The sequence below is a fragment of the Pedobacter sp. BG31 genome (assembly GCF_042464845.1).
In the GTDB taxonomy this organism is placed as follows: domain Bacteria; phylum Bacteroidota; class Bacteroidia; order Sphingobacteriales; family Sphingobacteriaceae; genus Pedobacter; species Pedobacter suwonensis.
In genome coordinates, this window is record NZ_JBHNZK010000001.1 from 62,690 (window position 1) to 82,466 (window position 19,777).

Below are 19,777 nucleotides of genomic sequence, written 5' to 3' on the forward strand. Positions count from 1 at the left end.
ATTTAAGCTATCTTTAACGATTTCCTTTGCATTGCATTAACAGAGGTATAATATTTATCTAAAAAATAGTAAAGAAGCAATTCATTTAAGCGCTGCCTGCTTTTCATCAACCGGTTAATGTGCATGTGTATATAGCTAGCCAGCAGATCATCTTTCGCAACCATAAGATTGCCCTCACTTTCAAGCTGAAGAATATGTTGGGCTATAGGTCTTATTTTTTCTGACCGCGATTGAACAATTTCATGAAGGTTCAGCATGTGTTCGGGCCTGGTTTCCATAACGCCGGCAATCTGGTTCCGGTGCTTTCTGTACTTGCTGTCCATTTGCACTTTAAGTGCTTTATTAAAACCAAATTCCCGGTTAAAGGATTGGCTGATATTGCCCATTATCCGTATTTTATCGTCCAGGCCGTATTCAAAATCATCGAGAAGCGCATCAACAGCACTCATCGCAATCAGCCACCTTAGCTCTTCAGGATCGTGATAATCATCGAGGGTATTCAGTATCGATGTTACCAATCGGCTATCGGCATCGAAAAGACTTTCCGACCATTCGATGGTATTTGAACCGTAGCGCTTAAATTCCGGTTTGTAGGTATCGATCTGGATTTTTGAAATCACACCGGAACGTACTTTCTCTTCAAAAGTTTCTTTAACGGCCATTATAACATCGCCAACCACTCCTGCATCCCTAAGGCGAAACCGGATTCGGAGGTGCCACTCGGGATCACTGTAGCGGATGAAAAAACTCTTTTCGATAAGTCCCCTTAAATAAAGCCTTTGATTAAGTTGGGGAAGATTTTCTGTTAGTATCTTATCGGCCGATTGGCTTCCGCAATAAAGTTTATAGTACAACCATACATCTCCTGGCTGATAATCGCTCCTCACCTGATTATCGGTTACTTCCGACACTACATCTGCCTCCTGTATAATGGATGCTTTTTTAACAATTGGCGCAATAAACTGACTGTTAAAAGGATGGCCATTGTTATCGGTTACCAAAGTATTGGAGCCGCCTGAGAAACATTCTTTGATAACAACATTATCCCTGCGTTTGATATAATCGAAGAAGGTAGAGATACAAATGTCCTTTGAAAAATCGATCAGCAATTCATTATCCCCTTCTGAGATAATAAATCTTTCGGGTAGTTTTCTGCTGCTGCGTAACTGGTTCAGGGCTTCATGGTTTCCTCCGTTCTGTTTAAGTGGGGCCAGATCATTTCTCCTTAACATCCACATCGCCGGCGATAAGATCACAGATTTATAGGATACTCTTGGTAAAAAATCAAACTGAGAGGTGAAGAAATTTGCCCAGTCGAAACTAATCCCACCTACCCTGTCCTGCGCCTGTAGATCACAGAGAAACCTGTAAACCGGCAGTGACTTATTGGAAAAATTATGTGCATTTGATAGTCTGGGTTTAACAATCTGTCCATCCTTTATTGATCTTAGCACGAATTTTCCGTTCCTCATACTAAGTACAAGGTCTTCTATCCTGATTATTTTCTCAGAAGCCACTCCAGCATGTGTAAGATAGGGTATCTCATGATCAATAAAAGATGGCCGGAGAATAATATTACCAATCCGGTCTTCAGGGAAATGGATAATTTCTGCCATTACTTCGCCTGGTTTTAACAATTCCTTTTCCCTGCTTATTATGCTACGGATAATCTGATCTGTTTTCTCATCCAGGTAAGCGAAGCGGCCAAGAACATTTACCGCACTCGAACCACTGAAATATTCGAGTTGAATCCGATTGTTAGGGCTATCTATTGTCCTGAATATAGCGGCTAACGAATCGGGCATTTCGTCAGGGCTTATCATATTGAGCTGACCCTGAAAATCCTCTTCTTCAAGCCTGATTTCGGAACCATTTCTGGCTATACAGTTACCTAAAGCTTTTAAAAGGAATGAATTTTCATCGTACCAGTTTATTTTTGCAGGTCCCGAACCTGAACCAGACACTGCAATATCATCTATTAATGGGGAGGTATCGCTATGCGAATCGCTTCCATAAACAAGGCCAATATCGGTATCCAATACGGTTTGTAATGGAATCTCTCTATCCTCGTATTTTGCGTAAAACTTTTCCTTAAATGTATTGAGCAGGTTTTCTTTCAATCTATAGTTGAGGTACCTCAATACATCCAGGGCCTCCAGCAGCTCAAGCTGTATAGACGAATCTAATATGCCCTTGCTGGTTTCTTTAGTGTAATCAACCTGAAAGAGATTACCTTCCTGAATGGGAAGTTCAAGTTCGGCCAGGCGATGATACACCTCTTTGTAACTTTCTATTTTATTTGACGATTGCTGATCCAGCAGGTCGAGTTTGGATAATACATCGCCCAAAGTAATGTGGATGGTTTTCAATCTTTCATCATTTAAGAGATCGGCATTTTCAGAAAGAAAATAATAGATGGTACGGCCATAGTCATTCTCATTCGTAACTTTTGGTTCAAGCTCCCATATCAGCAGCCTGTTATCAATCAGTTCAAAAAGATATTCGTAGGCTTCCTCCAGACTAATATCATCGCTTGTTAGCAAATTGGCTAGCGTTTCGAGCTTGACACCAGGGCCTGCCATGGCCAGTATTTCTTCCAGATAATCTGTTCTCTGAGCTGATGAAATCTGGTATTGGCGGGAGACATTGCTATATTGCAATTCTATATATCGAAAATTTTCGCCGGCCCGATACAGTGTGTTGTTAGCGAAATACTTAACTGAATGCCTAACCGTAGGGTTTTTGGAAATATCCTCTGCCAGTTTGCACAGATAGGCCATGTCTAACCGTGTTTTACGCCTGATATTTTCGCTTACCTCGATCGCTGTAGCCTCACCCCATTTTATGGTACTGATCCCCGCAAACAAACCAAAAGGTGTACACCTGGAGCTCATGCGAGAGATGTATTTGTATAGGGAGACCCAGAGTTTTTCACTATCTTTTTTATTGCCCTGCACAAGTTGCTCGCACAGTGTTGGCGAGGCGAGGTAAATAGCCTCCATTACCTTATCATCCGAAGCATATTTTTTACTGAATATGTCGATGTTATTCGGCAGGTAAGGCGTTCTCAATACGAGATCCCCGATAAATTCATAACTATTATTTTCCTTAAGCATAAACACCTTCAAAACATTTTTCACTGATTAACTCTATACTGTTTATTTTGTCTTTCGCGTTGTAAATCAGGTTGAGCATAATAAACTCATCTACACCATAATCTTCCTGCATCGCCATCAATGTATCATGGAATCTGTTGGGGCAGCCAACTATCAGCGTACTCAAATTCGACTCTTCTTCTTTCCCGATTTTTTTCAGCAATTTTTGGGCATACTGACTTGTTTTTGCACAGATGCCGGCAAAGGTTACGTTCACCTCTGGCATCCTTCCGTGGAGGGCAAAGAATTCTTCCTGAAATTCGTGTAATTTTTCCCTGTTGTAATTACGGTCTGAGCCCAGGTGGAAAATTGACCTCGAAAAATTTACACCAAGTGGAAGCGTTTTTCCAAGGCTGTTGTAAGATAAGCCCAGCGACCAGATATCCGGAATGCCGCCTCCATGCGGAGGCATCAATACCTGCTCTTCCCATAGCTGTTCTTCTTCCCTCAGATAACGTACAAGGTCTGAAAACTTCTGTCCAAAATCATCGCGGAAGTGCAGGCACTCCTCATCGGTTTTCTGGAGCATCAATTTAACCACTTTCTGTGATGGTGTGCCATTGGCAATACCTAAATCAATTCTTCCGGGAAAAAGTGTTGCCAGCATTTTAAAAGTCAATGCTACACGGTATGGCGAGTGTATTCCCAGTAATATCCCTGCCACGCCTATCTTTATCCTGTCCGTCATTCCGGCAAGTACAGGTATTAATATTTCCGGATTGTACCAAAAATGGTTCAGAAAGTAATGTTCACCAAGCCATATCCTTGAAAAGCCAAGTTCATCTGCCTTGCAGGCATAATCAACTACATTTTCCAGCATCCACTTAACTTCTGGTGGACCTGAGCCGAATTCTAATAGACCAATTTTCATATCTTATAGTAAAAAGTATTTTTCCCATTTTAATTTTTGTCCGTATTGCTCAGTAAGCAAGAAAAATGCGAGTCCTATTGGTCCATCCAGAAATGAAAGCACGCCTGAACTCATCAACTTTAGCTGATCGGTATCAAGCATATTATAGGTTTCGCTTTTCCAATACTCATAGCTTTCGAAAAACCGGTTCTCACCAGTAATCGCATATAATGAATGATAAACCATTGCGGTTCCACTTGTTCCATGGCAGAAAAAAGGTGTTCTGATTTCGGTTTGCGCTGCAGTTGTTCTCTGCATGGTTCCCAGACCGATTTCGAGACCTATATCTGAAAATTTATCATTGTTCAGCAGTTTTCCTGCTTTAGAGAATATCAATGCAACATTAAGGTCACCGTAACACCATGCCAGCCTATCAGTATACTGTAATTCGTCGGTTGCTTCGTTTTTCGATACGAAAAACCTTGATTGCCCGCTTTGAGGGAAAAGTTTATTGAAATAAATCTGTTCAAGGTATTTCATTCCACCTTTGATCATCTCAAGGCACAGTTCGGTACGGATGCCTTTTTCGTACGCTTTCATCAAGATCAGCAATACGCCTATCAAACCATGCGAAACGCCAAGGTTAGTAAATTCCGGATACCTGTTTTTATAAAATTTATTGAGAAAACGGATCCCCTGGTCATCTTTTAAAGCGAGGCTGTAAAAAATATCGATCAGTTCGGAAGCCATATCTGCACAGCCCTGATTTCCCAATCCTGCCCTTTCTATAAAATAATGCAGGGCGCCGGCCGCTCCGTGGAGATAATCTGTATTCATGATATCCAGTTCCTCCTTTGCCCACGAGAAAACAAAATGGTCGAGCCCAGCTAAATCCTGATCGGAAAAATCTATAAACTCTTCTTCCTTCATAATTAATAATGCAGAAGTAAGCCCGGAGATCCCCAGTGTAAACGATCCTCCGTAAAAACGGCCGGGTGTTCCAAGCTGGTCGAGCACCTCATTAATAAGTATATTGGCCTTTCCGTAAATCTGCTCATCTTCCGAAATCCTTGCTCGGTAGAAATAATATAGGGCCAATCCTGTTTTTCCGTTCAGGAAATAATCGTGTGGTGTATCCTCCTGGAAGAAGTTTTTTTCAATTTCGGCTAGTTGACTCTCGATGATGTCAAAGTGCATATCTGTTATCATAAAATACCAATGATTTTGATCAGGAAATATTTAGAAACTCGTTTAGTGCCGAGTAATTGTTGTTCAGTTTTGATAATATGGTACAACCAATGCCTATTATGCCTTCGTTAAAAGAATGGTTGGTATTGGCATACTGCTGATTGAACATTCCCTTAAATCCGCAGGGATATTCGGGATGGACCGCAAATCCGGGTATTTGTGCATACCATTCTTCTGCAATAACACTATACTGTTCAAATGACTCAAACTGCGAAAGGTAGTTGAACATCAGGAAAGTTCCGGAAGCGCCATAACATATTCCAGCGTCGCCGATTCTGGTTTCCTGATAATTTTTTCTTTTGGCACCAAATTCAAGGACTTTCCCTACTTCGTTAATTAATAAGGCTTTACCTCCACCAGGTTCTGATAGGGCTGCAACTTTATGAAGTGCCAAAGCAACACCCAGATCGCCATAACACCAACATAATGGCGAAGATTCATTTTCGCCCACTATAGTAGGGTACATGCTTTTGAACTGATCTTTTTCCTGCTCATTGTAAGCATTTGCAAGAATATATCCTGCAGCTCTTTTCATGATGGACAAACAGAGCTCAGGAAGTATTCCCTGTAAATATGCCTGGTTTAGAAAAAGTATGATTGATGAGTTACCGTGTGATAAACCCAGAAAAATTTCGTGTTTTTTATGGAGCTGCGAAACCCAATAAAGATTTCCTGAAAGGTCTTTTTCTGCCGAACGGGATACCGTGTGGATAACATCCTCTACTTTTGTTTTCAGCGATGGATCTGTTTTGCATCTCGCAAGGAAATAGTATCCACCTACCAAACAACCTGTGTAGGGGTCGCAATCGCCTTTTGCTATTGTTCTTTCCAGCTCTGCCGATTGTATTTCATCAATAAACCTGAACAGCTCCTGTTCTTCAAAGTCGATACCGTATTCTTTTTGTATAAATTCGAGGTACCGGCCCATTTCAGATAATTCAAGATTAATGTTGAAACTCTGGTATCCGTTACCCAATGCACTAACAGATTCGGTAATAAGTTCTACCGCTTTTAGGTAGTATTGTTCATCCTGTGTATAATCACCATACAGGAGATAAAATAGCGAAAGGCCTAAGCGTCCTCTTTTTATATCGATACCTGTTAATTCGCCATTAAAGTGCTCTAAGTATTCTACTATTGATTCAAGGATGGCCAAATCCCTGTTCCCGATATTTACTGCCAGTTGTTCTGTTTTAGTGTACATTTTAGGTCGATTTTGCGGTTTAGAAAATTTAACCATTACAGCTGCCCTTGCAGCATGATTTAAATGCCGCTTCTTCCTCGACATTATAAACTTCGGATCCGTTACATCCGCCTAAGCAGGAGAAATAGCTGATGATGTTGTTTTGGCCGCCCATAATAGTGGACAGTGATTCGCTGTTGAGTTTTATGATAACCTCTTTATTAAGTTTAAGCTTTTGGTTGAAGATTTTTTTCATGATTGTTTCGTTTAAAAAGATTTGCAACTTGAATTGATCTATTTAATTAACAAGAACCTTTACAGCATGAGCCAAAAGCCTCTGCTTCTAATTCTGTTTTTACTGTTGAACCATTACATCCGCCGGCACATGAGTTGTAACTTACGGTACAGGCAATGTTCGAATCGGCAGCCTGACCGCCCTGGATAAACTGCATTTGTTTATCATTTAATTTTGCAATGGTCTCTTTATTTAGGGACAGCTTTTTAGAAAAATTTATCTTTTTCATTTTTTTAGTTTTAATGATCTGTTTAGGTTAATTGGTTTTTTTGCACGAATCTTCGCAGCACGAACCAAATGCAGCTGCCTCTAAAGTGGCTTCTTTGGTTGAACCGTTACAGCCACCAGCACATGAGTTGTAGCTAACTGTACATGCAATATTCGAATCGGCGGCCTGGCCACCGTGGATAAACTGCATCTGACGTTCGTTGAGTTTCGAAATAGTTTCTTTGTTTAAGGATAATTTTTTTCCTAGATTGATTTTTTTCATCTTTTTTGTTTTAAATTGTTTTCCATTAAGATCAGTATTCAAGTTGCTAATCTTTCGTTATCTTAAAATGGCATCTGGCTGTACAATCCTTCAGGCAACTCGCTCAAAACATGAAACCGAAAAGGGAGTACAGTCATTTGTTGATTTGAAATTAGGCCTTACACCGGTGCTCAAGGCATGCTTTTTACCAATAGGGATGGTTTTAGGATATAAAGGGGAAAATCAGGGATGAAAAGGTTTTAGCGTTTCATTATTAAAAAATATCTCTGTACACTGCCATATAAGATTGCTCCTACAGGCTGTATTGTAATATTAAATTCCAATCGAAAATTTTAGGAAACTATATTTAAAAAAAAGATATAAAATGAGTATAATTGATAAACCTTATTGTAAATAAGGATAGACAAAACAAATCTCCTTTAGTACCTGCTTTTTTGATAATTTAATTATGGATAAATCGATAAGATTTTATTCAGCGGCATAGTTGATTTGAAACCAGTTTAACATAAATATCGAGATAACGTAAATTTCAATTGAATGAAGATTAACTGTTTAGTTGTAGATGATGATCCGGATGCAATTGAGGAGATTACAGAATATATTAAAAGGGTGCCGTATCTGGAATTAAAAAAGTCGTTTTCCAACCCTATCGAAGTCCCCTCTTTTCTTAGATCTGATCAATCTATTGATATGGTTTTTATGGATGTGGATATGCCCGAATTAAGTGGTATCGATCTGTCAAAAATAATCAGGCCAATTACCAGAACACTGATATTTACCACCTCTCATGCAAGATATGCGATTGATGCTTTCGCAACGGATGCAGATGGGTTTTTACTCAAACCCTTTAATTTCACTAAATTTCTTGCTACGGTAGAGAAGGTCGTAAGGAAAACAGATATTTTGGCCGATAGGGGTAACAACGATCCCCAGGAGGATTACATTTTTGTTAAAAACAAAGAAGATAACCTCAAACTTGTGAAAATCAGGATTGCAGAAATTGTTGCCGTTGAAAGCATGCTTAATTATGTAAGGATATACCTGGGGAACAAAACTGTTGTTACCCATCTGAGTTTAAAAGATGCTAAACAATTACTTGCTGATTACAGCCATATTGTTCAGCTTCACCGGAGTTTTTTAATCTCGGTGCCGCATATCGAAACGATAGATGCAAATAACCTTACAATGAGTAATGGGAGCAGATTTACCATCGGGGAAAATTATCGTCCGCTATTGATGGATTTGCTAAATAAAAAATCATTAAGGCCCATACAAAAAAAATAATTGATGGGGCCTTATGATAGATACTAGTAAGGGGGATATCCCGTAACGGTTACTGTGATGGTGGTAAATGTAGGGTTGGTTTCGGCAAGTTTGGTTTGTTCGTTTTTACGATAAACAAATAGAGTTTTTTTGGTAAGTTTTGTTGTTTTCATAGAGCTTATTTTTTATGAAACTAGTCGCTTATTTTCAACATTAAAATAGTTTAGGATATACAAGGTTGTATTTGGTATTAATAAGGAGATTTTAGGGATGAAAGACAAAGTCATCGATTTTTTTGCGAAATACAAATATCATGTCCTCGCATGGAGTGTTTATATAATTTACGAGTCGGTGGTTACCGGGCTTTTCGCCGGGGTTTTTGGTCCTTTAATCAATTACGTTGTTCATTATTCCCTTAACATCGTATTATTTTATGTAAATGCCATATTCATTTCACGCATCCGGATTAAAGGAGGGAACATAGAATATCTAAAATACCCCTTGCTCATTATTATAGAAATATTCCTATATACCATTGCACTGGCTTTACTGAACAACTTTTTCACCGATTACAATCAACCGGTGAAAGGAAATTTTTTCGGCATAGATTACAAATTTGTGTTGGGTGCAACCTACCGCTCACTTTTCTTCATCATGGTATCGTCGGGTTATGCATTTTTGAGGATGTTTATAGATGAACGCAAAAAATCGGATCTGCTGCAGATAAAAAGTCTCGAAGATATAATCGCACGCAGAACAGCCGAAGCCAATCTTATTTCCATTCAGAACGCCTATTTAAGGGCGCAGGTAAACCCACATCTTTTCTTTAACGTATTGAGTTTTGTACACAGAAGGATACGTAAAGTTGATGAATTAGCAGGCGATATGCTTATTTCATTATGTGATGTGATGAGGTATGCTGCTGATTCTACCCCTACTACAAACCTAATCAAACTTGAGGATGAAATCGAACAGATCAAAACGCTTTCACATATATTTAAAATGCTGCATGGCGGAAACTTCAACTTAACAATCCTCTACGATCAGCAGATTAAAGATATCATGATACTGCCGCTCCTGTTGGTTACCCTTGTAGAAAACATGTATAAGCACGGTAACCTCACCAATGCAGAAGATCCCGGTAAGCTTCATATCTATATAGACGGTGGATTTCTTAAAATAGAAACTACCAACGCAGTGTTGGAGCATACCAGTAGTTTCAGTTTAGGCACCGGTCTTAAAAATCTTTCCGAACGGATGGAGTCAACTTACGGACAAAAAGATCTGATTTCATCTGATAACAAGGATGGAAAATTTACGGTAAAGGCTTCTATTTTAATAGATGGATAAGATTGTAAAACAAAATTAGTCTTTTCGGATGGCTTTAAGAACTGATGCCACCGGATCGGGGTCATTACGGTCTATTTTCTTATCCGGACTTATTCCTATATTATCTATAGGATGCTCAGGTAGGCGCATTGAGCGGCTGATAGGTATAACCAGATTAAGATCTTTACAGGGGATATTGAAAAATTGCGTATTCCCATAATCAAGCATCCCGGCACTATTTTCGCCATATACCGAAACTTTGGAACTTTGTTTGGCCATCAATAAAAATGTTTCGGCCGAACTGGCACTATTTCTATCGATCAGTATACCCACTTTTTTAGGATAAACGTAGTTTTTTTCGAGTTTGGTTTCAACAGATTCAACACCTGATGGATTAACAAAACTTCCAGGTTTCTCTTCCATTAAAAGGATAAGTTTTTTGATGAAGGATTTAGCTTCGGCATTTAGTTCTTCAGACTTTAAGCCCTCTTTCAAAATATCGATATTTCCTTTTGATGATAAATATTCATCAGGTTTGCCAATTATTGGATTTGTGTAAATGTAGGGCAGTATTGAATTGAAGGAGTAATCGGTGCCCCCCACGTTACCCCTTATATCGATAACCCAATATTTTGCCGACTCCAACTGTTTGATATTCGCCTTCATCAGGCTGTCGATAACCGTTTTCTCGCTCCATTCAAAAGAGGGCAACCTGAGCAAAACAGCATCTGGATCCAGTAACTTTAGATCTGATTTATTATCAGGATAATTTGCCTGTAATGGAACCCTTTTTCCACCTTTAAAGTATTGATTTACCTGTTTGGTGATATCAGGATATTTCTCACGGAAACGCCAGTCTAACTGAACACGCAAATGATGGTCTTTAAACCACTCCGTCCATGTTCTGAGAACAATACAACATGATTTAACATCTGAGGCTTTGGCTGCTTTTCTACGAAGTTTAGATGTAAATAAAGAAAATTCACTGTAATTATTCTCCTTTACCTTGTCTGCATATCCTGCATAATTTAATTTAACGCTATTTACCACATGATCAAAGTTGTTTAAACAATTACAATTCTGGGCTTTTAGTGACATCGAAAACAGGATTAAAAAAGATAAGATAATTGGTTTCATAGGCAAGGTTTACCATGTATGCAGCTTCTCAAATGTAACGATCCTTAATCTCAGTTCAAAAAACAGCAGCTAAACCTTTGTCATCTGATAACCGGTAACCCTAACAAAAAACAGCTTTATTCCAAGGTCTTTAACCTTTTTACCCTCAGTTTTATTTTATTTTTCAGGCCATTAATCCCTTAGCGGGATTAAAAAAAACAAATAAAAAAAAACAGTGATCAAGGCACCTTATACTAAATCCGATAATCAATAACTACCGGTGTTTTACCGGTAATAGCATTGGTATACAGATTTAAATCATTACCAGCTAAAACCTCTAAATTTTTTACTTTGTAACCAAACACCTCATATAGCTGTTGAAGTTTTTGTTCTACATACACATCTTCGTCGGTATTGGCTAAACCGGTTATCAGCATAAACCTTATTGACGTATGTCCTTCATGAGGGATGATCTGTATCTGAAACCGTTCAACATCAGCAAAAACGGGATTAAAATCGTCCAGATCATAGTTACACTCATTAAACATAAAGGAATTTGAAGATCTACCCTTTAATTCAAGATAAAGTTTCCCATCAGCTTCCACCCATTTGCCAATATCGCCGGTATCATACCTAAAGATTGGAAAACGCTTACGGAATAGATTGCTTACCAATAGTGAGCCAAAACCGTCTGCATCAGGATTGTCTGCTTCCACTATCAGGCCATCAATCACGTTAAACAATAATGGCGATCGGCTATAATCGCACCAGGCCCATATCCCCGTTTCTGCAGAACCATATAATGAATAGACCTGCCGGGTTCCGAAAGTATCTTCAAAAAGTTTGATATGTGATGGCGGTAAAAACTCGCCACCAAACAAAAGATTGGTAACGGATAAACGAAGCTGGTGTTTTTTAAGGTATTGCGCAAAACAAAATAATTTTGAAGGTGTACCCAATAATAAATCGGGCTTAAAATTTAATGCCATCTGGTAAGTGTCTTCAAAAGGTAGGTTTGCACCGGCTACTAAAGTTGTTGCACTACACCTTTCCAGCAGATCGTCCATAATTGCGGCGGTACGGTACATATCCATATAACCAAACATATTGAGCGCAATGGTTTTTGGGGTAAACACTTCAGCTTGCTGTAATGTGGAAGCAAGGGCTGCACGCTGTTCGAGATTTTCTGCAATATCGACTGGAAAAACCAGCGGTTTTTGGGTAGATCCACCAGAGCGCACCAGATAAACCCCCTGTTCCTGGCTATGCAGATCAAAATGGTCATTTAATAGCTTAATCAATTCCTTCTTACCTATTATCGGCGCATCTAAATAATCTTCACAATTAAGATAATAAGACCTGAAAAGATCTGATTGTTTAACAACCCGGTAGTATTGATTGAGCGTTGGATTGATCATTATTTATCTTTTGATAAGCAGATAGCCAATGTATTTTGGCAAATAACTGCGATAATGCCATAAAAAACTTATTTTTTGGCGATTGGAGGGCAAATTTTGTAAGGCATGTTTATACCAGCGCTCACCGATCATGCCCATCAACAGCCTGTCATGTTTATCCTTGCTCCTGATGTACCTTCCAATCACCGGTGGCAATTCGATCTGCTTGAAATGACTGTATGTTTTCCGCGAAAGGCTTCCCGGCACCTCATTAACATAAAGATGAGCTCCGGTTTGCAAGGCTATCTTCCCTGGCACCTCGTTCAATATGCCTTTAAGTATTCGATACCAAAAATCAATACCTTCATTTAACTGCGCATCGGCCTCATATCGGTTAGCAGCAATCCATTTACTTCGTGTAATTACATTACTGCCAACCCCCATAATAAAATGCGGATTGCTAACTGCCCTTAAAGGATGGCTAATCAGATATAAATCTGTATCAAGCGGTTCAAGGTACTTTTTTAAAGGTTCCAGATCAGGATATATTTCCCTACCCGGCATGAAAACGATATTAAGCACCATAAAATCCAGCTGATGCTTTTCAAATGCATGAGCAGCAACTTCCAGTAAATTTGGGTGGTATTCATCGTCGGCGTCCAAAAAACTGATTAATTCGCAACTGGCAGCAGCAAAACCAATATTGCGTGCATTGCCAGGTCCCTTATTTTCAGTGAGCTCAATAACCTGTATCCTGCAATTGCCAAAAGCCGAAATATGATTGCGCAAAAAACCGTAGACGACAGAAAGACTGTTATCTGTACTTAAATCGTCAACAATGATCAACTCATCCGGTTGTTTACTTTGCCGGATGAGCGAATTTAATGTTTGCTTGATGTAAGCTGCTTTATTGAAGAGCGGGATAATAACAGCATGCGTCATACCTATGATGTTGATACCATTGCAGGAAAAATGACTCCCCTACCCTGATGGACATTAACCACACTTTCTGCTGAACCACGGAACAGGCCATGACCAAATGACCGGTCATTGTAACACAATAACATCCCTACCAGATTGATCAGATTCTTTCCGGTATCGTTGCCATATTTAAACAAACGCTGGGGTACATACTGCTGTACCATGTATTCTGTCCATTGTGTATCAATCGTATCCAACCAAAAACCGGCTTCGCAATCACTTTTTACATACATATCAATACCACGACCGCCACTATTCCGTTTTAATACCCAATTTAAGGACGAGTTACTTACTTCATTCCTTTTATCTGGTGTATGTAAGGTATATGTGGGAATTAAAAACGACTTTAAGAAAAGATATTCTTCTTCAGAAAGATAATTGCTCATGATCTCTTCGTTATACAGCACAGCAAGGATGCGTTTATCATGAACCAATATCAATGTACGTACATCGTTGAAGTAGTTGCCTTTACTGATGATCAGTTTCAATACTTCAGGATCAAACTTACGCAGTTCTTCGCGGTCCATTTCCAATATAAACTGATCAACGGGTTTACCATCCAGCATAATAAAGCCGTTTTCGCATGTTAACTGGGCTGGATTTGCAGAAATATAATTTAAGCCCTGTTTGCTAAACTCATTCAACAGGTAAAACACTTCGGTTCCTTTTTCTTTCTCGTGCACCAGCACAATAGGCTCATGATTATTGAAGCGTTTAAAAACGGTACGGATAAAATCGCGCTGATGAGGAACAGCCTCCAATAAGGGCAAACTGCTATCCTCAGCAATCACATTCAGGTAATAACTCAGCATCCAACCATTAATCGGGTACCTGGCCCCTATTTCGCAGATTTTGGTACTGCCATCCTCTGCCTGTAAAAAATCAGGACGGTACATGCCCACTTCGTAAGGTTGTACGCTTGCAATGCTCAAAATATTATTCAAACAAGCATCAAAATTGTAAATGGCACGTATCCTTTCATCGTCGAAATAAGCGTTTACAACATTGGTCAGTGCCTTATTTAGCACCTGGCATAGTTTTTCCATCCGTGAAATTTCCCTACGGCTTACAGCAACAGGCACTGGCGAAAATGAATCAGCACCATTGCAGGGTATTTCGCCCAGGTGTTTTACCAATAATTCGTTCAGCATTTCCCTGCTACAGATCATGTGATTTTCTACAAGCTCAGCCGTCATCATTTATACAATTTCTTCTTCAGAAAGTACAGGATCCAAACTGGCGCTAATGGTTTCCATTACGGCTGCCTTTTTACTTAAATAATCAGCAACAATCTCGCGTAAATCATAATCAGCCAAATTTATACCCATCGCCTTAACGTAATAGTTGATGGCATTAACAGCATAAAAGAAATGGTTTTTTTCTGTTGGCCCGCAGTGTACAGTTATCCAGGCCAATGTATGTTTCAATGTATCCTTATCAAAACCAAAATCATCTTCCAGCCAACTCGTAAACTTTGGCAAAATAAACTCCACCTCACCATGTGTATAAATTTCATGCACCAGCGTAGTTAACAAGCCGATCATTAAATCTTTGTTGCGCAACGAGTTTTGGTCTTTCCAATATTTAAAAGCACGTGCACTAGGATCGAGATATTGCCTTAATAACCATCCATCGTCGCCACAGGTATTTGTCGCCATCGTATAAAACAAATCAGAGTGCAACACTTTGCCAACAACTGCCAGGTCTTCATCAACAATTCTGTTTAGGCTGGCTACCGATCTGAAAAGCTGAGCTTCATCTGCCACAGGTATATTTTTATGGATCAGCATGGTCATGCGGTTACTCAATCCCGCAACAGTAACTGCACTGTTGTTGGTTTGGCTCCAGCTATGAAAAAAGGGTTTCAGATGGTCCCTGTCATGCAGAACTGCCGTTAGTTTCACAAAACTGTCTTCAATTGTTTTGAAATGTTCAGCCTGTTGCGGAAAATAGGTTAAAAGTTGGTGCTTTAATGGAGATTCTTCCATCCCTTCAAGCACAGGAATGATAATTGACAATAAATTTCTCATGATTATTTGGTTAAAGGTTTATTAAACAATAAAGAAATACGAATTAAAATATTCTCAATTTGTATTAAAATACAAGTCTAATCAGACATTTTAGCACCTTATACGCGGGGAACGGCAGTTATTTTTTAACAAATTATTGTCTGATATTTAGAGATATACCATTAGGATATCATAATTGGAATAACTGATGGAAAAGTAATTTTCATTTTGACGAGCGGTTTGAGGGTGATAAGATGGATTTCTTTATACATATATACATACTTTTTATTAAAATAAAAAATACATATTTTATATATTTTTAAAATACACAAATAAAACTACTTAATATTCAGTATAGTATTATTAAATATACATATATTTAATGATTTACATCATGTTACTGTTTAACACGCTTTAGGAAGTTATTTTCAGTTTACAATTAATCAAAGCAAAAAGGATTTTACACTTTGATAAGTATAGAGGCTGATTACACGGCGACGGGTATATTGTAGATTTTTGTACCTCAATCTTAATGATGAGGATAATGGCAATATGTTTTAATATTGCTTTGAAGGAACTTGGAAGGCAGGTGCTGCGAAAAAAGCGATGCTTCATTCGATATTCGAAAACACTCCTGTAAAGAGCCCATATCGTTAAAATTTAGATTACATTATAGATGTCAAACCATAAACATACCTGAAAGGAAAATCTATTACGATATGGGCTTCAACGCTATTTCATCGCCAATTGTTGATCATCTGCTTCGGCCATTTCTTTATAGAAGGCCTTAAACTGATCGATTTTATCTAAAGGAACATAATCTTTCTTTAACACAAAACTTCGCTTTAATAACAGTTTATTTCCCTGTTGCTCGCTCTCAAGCTTAAAATCAATAAAATCATTGCTCAACTTTACTGCTTTAAAAGGCTGAACCATTGCCTTTCCATTAGGAAGCTCTAAAGATAATTCCTGGTTAGACTCGTCAATTCCGAATAATTGGGTAAGATCTATACCAAACTTTCTAGGTGAAACCACCTGTAGCGCGGTAGCATAAGATTTGTTCGACCATGGAATAGAGAATATGGACATGCCGGCCACACTTTTGCTCACATTCACCAATTTATAAGAACAGGCTGTTCCTACGGTATCAGACGTTGATTTTGCGGCGTTGAGATTGGTAAAATTTAAGCTATAAACTTCATTTTCAGGATAAGTACCCGTTAAATCTTCCTTCATCTTTTTAATTTGATCGGTATTGCTCAAATCGTTAAAAACACTTCTCATGTAACTAGACATTGATCCGGTATTCCAATTCATTTCCTTAACCATCATATCGGCATTTTCTAACTTCACCTCGGTTTTGTAACCCATAACATTTCTTCCTCTTATACCAGGATTAAATTGGGTCAGTGCTGTGCTCGTTTTGTTAATTTCAAGGATATTAGATCCGAGAAAAGTATTACTGAAGGTGTTAAAAGGCAAAGTTCCGGAAGTAAGCTCTACCCAGTAATCTTTTCCACCTACAGCAGCTTTGGCAATGCAGTGATTAAATTCGATACTTGGCAATAATAGCGTATGCTGTCCCCGGTCTCTGGTATTTGCCAAAGCCAGTGTAGCCGAAATACCTGCCTCTTTACACATGCTTACAAAAAGTGTAGATACATCTTTACAATCGCCAATTCTGGTATTGATAACTGTTGACGGATTTTGAGGAATAATACCACTTTGCCTGAACGATACGGAGCTGTATGCGATGTTGGTAATGATGTAATTATAAATCATTTTGATTTTGCTTAAATCATCTAAATTACTCTTGCCCGCAAACAAATCGTTCACTACAGTTTTAATTTCATAACTGCTCCTTGCTTTGGCCGAAGCAATATTATCGTACCAATCTGCAATAAATTTCCAATCCGGAATGGATGATAAATACAGCATATTGGTTACATCATCCATTGGAGGCATTTTATCCTCATACCTTAATGCTTCCTGTTTATTCTTCTCCCACACATACAGATCAAATTCATCTTTTGCTGTTTTAACAGGAGTAATATCATGTTGCGAAAACACATATTTAAATGCTTTGTCGCGATGGATTAGCAGCGAATATTTAATTTTAAGATGATCCAGTCCATCACTAAAATAGAAAGCGTCCCAGAAGTGGCTGGACATGGCTCCTACATTGAAATTTTCGATCTTATAGCGGATATTGATTACATCGCCAACTTCGAGGTTTGTAAATACCAATTCATTGTTATCGGTTTCAGCCGGAACTTTGGTTCCGTTGGCTTTTATTACCTCAGCAATTTCGATAGCATAATTCTGATCGTTATTGTAAGGAATTGCGTATTCTTTAAAGCTTTCAAGCCCTTTTTGGGTGAGTATTTTCGCCGTAAAAAAGTGTTTCTCTTCTGATCCTCCGTTTTCATAAACAACTTTCTGCACTTCATTATTTAAAACCACAACCTGCCCGTCAGGGTATTCGGTTTTAGATGGCGCCTGGCTAACCATTACCTTCACGTCGGGTTTTTCGAAATAATCGAAAACTGCTTTTTTATCCTGAAGTGTTCTTAACAACTGTATGACAGTATAATTGTTCGGATCGATCTGCAAACTCTTCTCGTAAGCCTTAATACTTTTCTCTTTCTGTTTATTTGCATTATAAAGCAAACCTAACTGAGAATATACAAACGCATTGTTGGGATCGATTTCGAGTACTTTCAAATATAATTTCTCTGCCTCATCATATTGTTGCAATTTATAATAAATACCAGCAAGGTCGGTATATACCGCAAAACCGATCGGATCATCTTTCAGTTCTTTTTTGTAAATATCAATTCCCGCATCAGTTTCACCTTTATCCAGATATAGTTTAGCTACATATTTAGCCGCTTTATAATCGTTATTTTCGTTAATATATTTTTGAAGAATATCAATAGCCTTTGGGTTCTTTCTAATCTGCACTTCAATCAGGTATTTTAAATTTACGATATCTGCAGAACTTAAATGCTGAGGATAAATTTTTTCAACCAGGGCTATAATTTCCGGTTGTTTTTTCTCTTGCCCAAGTATATTTAGTTTTTTAATTAAAACTGCCTCATCCTCGCCATAGATTTTTTCGAGTTTGGCAATAATTTCTTTTGCCCGCACATAATCATTTTGTTGAAAATGCTCTGTATACATCAGTTCAAGCGCAAGCGAACATTCGGGGTCGTGTGTTTTGATTTCTTCCTTCAGGGTTTCTATCCCAGTTCTATTGTCTGCTTTTTCAAACAGTTCTATCATCATCAGGTTAAGATAGGTGCTTTCAGGAAAACGCTTTTTAAGCTTTTCCAAAATCAATCTCGCATCAAACACATTCCCTAAACGCAGGTAAAGTTTAGCCATCATTAACTGATTTAAATAATTTTGAGGTTTTGCTTTCAAACCATCTTCAAAATATTTAAATCCAACAGGCTTGAGCTGAGCTGCGGCAGGGCTTGTTTCTTTTAAATAGGTTTGTGGCGTATTCGTAGCAGAAAGGTTATTCAGTGGTGTTCCGTTAGCGTCTGTTAACCGAAGCATAAAGTTCGATCTGCCTGCGTAGCTTTCGCCTATTTGTACCAAAATGCGGTTGTAGCCCTGATTTAATTTAACCGGTACGATATACGCATCAAGGTCGTTGTTTCTTTCTTCGGATTCGCTGATGACCAACTGGTCGTTTACCCAAACCTTTACCGAACCAGACACGCCGATCCTTAACTGTGCTACCGTATTTGCAGGTGCATTAACAAAGGTTTGAGCAAACTGCAATGCATTTTCGTAAGTATTGTAATAGGTAAAATCGAACCATTTATCATGCCTTACATACGGCACCGTTCTCCAGCTAAATTTTCGGTTCTTCTTACCAAAAAAAACATAATCGAGTTCAGGATGGGCCAAAATATCATCATACTGTTTATCAAAGCCACTGGTAGAAATATTTTCATATTCACCTGTAATTAACCAATTTTCGATTTCGCCGATCTTACTAAAATACTGATCTGCCTCGGCATATTGTTTTTTCTCTTCGTAATGAGCCCCTAACGAAGAATAAGCTAATGCATTTAAGGTTCCGTCAACGTCTTTTCTTGCCGCAAGTTTTTTATAAAATTCCAGCTGATCAGCAGTCTTTATTTTTGAAGCCCTATTGGGCAAATCGCTCCAGAGCGCAACCAGGTATGGCTGTGGGTTTTTAGAGGTATTGGCTAATTTATTTAAATAGTTAAAACCCTCTTTATCTGAACGATCCATTTCCGTCATCATAGAAAGTGCAACATCTGCTTCGTCTGAAGATGCAGGTTTTAATGATGCTTTGGTAAAAAAATCACGTGCTGCTGTACGGTTGTTTTTGAAAAAATATTCCCAACCCGGATTTAAATTTGTTTGAGCCTGGATAGACGAAGAAACAAGAAAAGAGAGTATTAATAGTTTGAATTTCAT

16 protein-coding genes are annotated in these 19,777 nt (G+C 38.5%); 2 read left to right on the plus strand and 14 right to left on the minus strand.

The genetic code is table 11. The annotated features are described in order from the left end of the window. Positions 1-2 precede the first annotated feature (2 nt). Genes ACFE6N_RS00315 through ACFE6N_RS00345 form a run of 7 tightly spaced genes read right to left on the minus strand, consistent with a single transcriptional unit; the run spans position 3 to position 7,221 of the window. The gene (locus tag ACFE6N_RS00315; protein ID WP_378932602.1) at positions 3-3,116 is read right to left on the minus strand and encodes a lantibiotic dehydratase; all 3,114 of its coding nucleotides are present in this window, start codon (positions 3,114-3,116) and stop codon (positions 3-5) included. After that, a complete protein-coding gene (locus tag ACFE6N_RS00320; RefSeq protein WP_378932604.1) occupies positions 3,109-4,026 on the minus strand; it encodes an LLM class flavin-dependent oxidoreductase in 918 nt (305 codons plus the stop codon). Before ACFE6N_RS00320 ends, ACFE6N_RS00315 begins: the two co-directional genes overlap by 8 nt. Positions 4,027-4,029: 3 nt before the next feature. Next, the gene (locus tag ACFE6N_RS00325) at positions 4,030-5,214 is read right to left on the minus strand and encodes a lanthionine synthetase LanC family protein (protein WP_378932606.1); all 1,185 of its coding nucleotides are present in this window, start codon (positions 5,212-5,214) and stop codon (positions 4,030-4,032) included. 19 nt (positions 5,215-5,233) lie between these two features. Continuing rightward, entirely contained in the window at positions 5,234-6,457 is a 1,224-nt protein-coding gene (locus ACFE6N_RS00330; protein ID WP_378932608.1) for a lanthionine synthetase LanC family protein, read from the minus strand. A gap of 28 nt (positions 6,458-6,485) precedes the next feature. Beyond that, positions 6,486-6,692 carry a class I lanthipeptide gene (locus ACFE6N_RS00335; RefSeq protein WP_378932610.1) on the minus strand — a complete coding sequence of 69 codons (207 nt, stop codon included), beginning with the start codon at positions 6,690-6,692 and terminating at the stop codon, positions 6,486-6,488. 46 nt (positions 6,693-6,738) lie between these two features. Beyond that, positions 6,739-6,960 carry a class I lanthipeptide gene (locus ACFE6N_RS00340; protein WP_378932612.1) on the minus strand — a complete coding sequence of 74 codons (222 nt, stop codon included), beginning with the start codon at positions 6,958-6,960 and terminating at the stop codon, positions 6,739-6,741. Positions 6,961-6,987: 27 nt separating this feature from the next. After that, entirely contained in the window at positions 6,988-7,221 is a 234-nt protein-coding gene (locus ACFE6N_RS00345) for a class I lanthipeptide (protein WP_293306603.1), read from the minus strand. Between the two features lie 537 nt (positions 7,222-7,758). Here ACFE6N_RS00345 and ACFE6N_RS00350 point away from each other — a divergent pair. Continuing rightward, positions 7,759-8,505, plus strand: coding sequence for a LytR/AlgR family response regulator transcription factor (locus ACFE6N_RS00350; RefSeq protein ID WP_378932614.1), 747 nt, complete (start codon positions 7,759-7,761; stop codon positions 8,503-8,505). A gap of 23 nt (positions 8,506-8,528) precedes the next feature. Here the strand turns inward: ACFE6N_RS00350 and ACFE6N_RS00355 are convergent, their stop codons facing one another. Then, the gene (locus ACFE6N_RS00355) at positions 8,529-8,657 is read right to left on the minus strand and encodes a hypothetical protein (protein ID WP_378932616.1); all 129 of its coding nucleotides are present in this window, start codon (positions 8,655-8,657) and stop codon (positions 8,529-8,531) included. A 97-nt stretch (positions 8,658-8,754) separates the two neighbouring features. On the opposite strand from ACFE6N_RS00355, the gene ACFE6N_RS00360 reads away from it, so the two are divergent. Then, the gene (locus tag ACFE6N_RS00360; RefSeq protein WP_378932618.1) at positions 8,755-9,834 is read left to right on the plus strand and encodes a sensor histidine kinase; all 1,080 of its coding nucleotides are present in this window, start codon (positions 8,755-8,757) and stop codon (positions 9,832-9,834) included. 15 nt (positions 9,835-9,849) lie between these two features. Here ACFE6N_RS00360 and ACFE6N_RS00365 read toward each other — a convergent pair whose 3' ends face one another. The 6 genes from ACFE6N_RS00365 to ACFE6N_RS00390 all read right to left on the minus strand — a co-directional run bounded on the left by ACFE6N_RS00365 (position 9,850) and on the right by ACFE6N_RS00390 (position 19,777). Further along, positions 9,850-10,950 carry a S41 family peptidase gene (locus ACFE6N_RS00365; protein ID WP_378932621.1) on the minus strand — a complete coding sequence of 367 codons (1,101 nt, stop codon included), beginning with the start codon at positions 10,948-10,950 and terminating at the stop codon, positions 9,850-9,852. A gap of 233 nt (positions 10,951-11,183) precedes the next feature. Continuing rightward, on the minus strand, positions 11,184-12,347 hold the full coding sequence (locus ACFE6N_RS00370) for a hypothetical protein (protein WP_378932623.1): 1,164 nt from the start codon (positions 12,345-12,347) through the stop codon (positions 11,184-11,186). 3 nt (positions 12,348-12,350) lie between these two features. Continuing rightward, positions 12,351-13,268, minus strand: a complete 918-nt coding sequence (locus ACFE6N_RS00375) for a glycosyltransferase family 2 protein (protein WP_378932625.1) — start codon at positions 13,266-13,268, stop codon at positions 12,351-12,353. Positions 13,269-13,270: 2 nt separating this feature from the next. Then, positions 13,271-14,503: a hypothetical protein gene (locus tag ACFE6N_RS00380; protein ID WP_378932628.1), complete on the minus strand. Its 1,233-nt coding sequence runs from the start codon at positions 14,501-14,503 to the stop codon at positions 13,271-13,273. Between the two features lie 3 nt (positions 14,504-14,506). Then, on the minus strand, positions 14,507-15,337 hold the full coding sequence (locus ACFE6N_RS00385; protein WP_293742831.1) for a hypothetical protein: 831 nt from the start codon (positions 15,335-15,337) through the stop codon (positions 14,507-14,509). A gap of 711 nt (positions 15,338-16,048) precedes the next feature. Further along, complete coding sequence (locus ACFE6N_RS00390) at positions 16,049-19,777, minus strand: tetratricopeptide repeat protein (RefSeq protein WP_378932631.1); 3,729 nt, start codon at positions 19,775-19,777, stop codon at positions 16,049-16,051.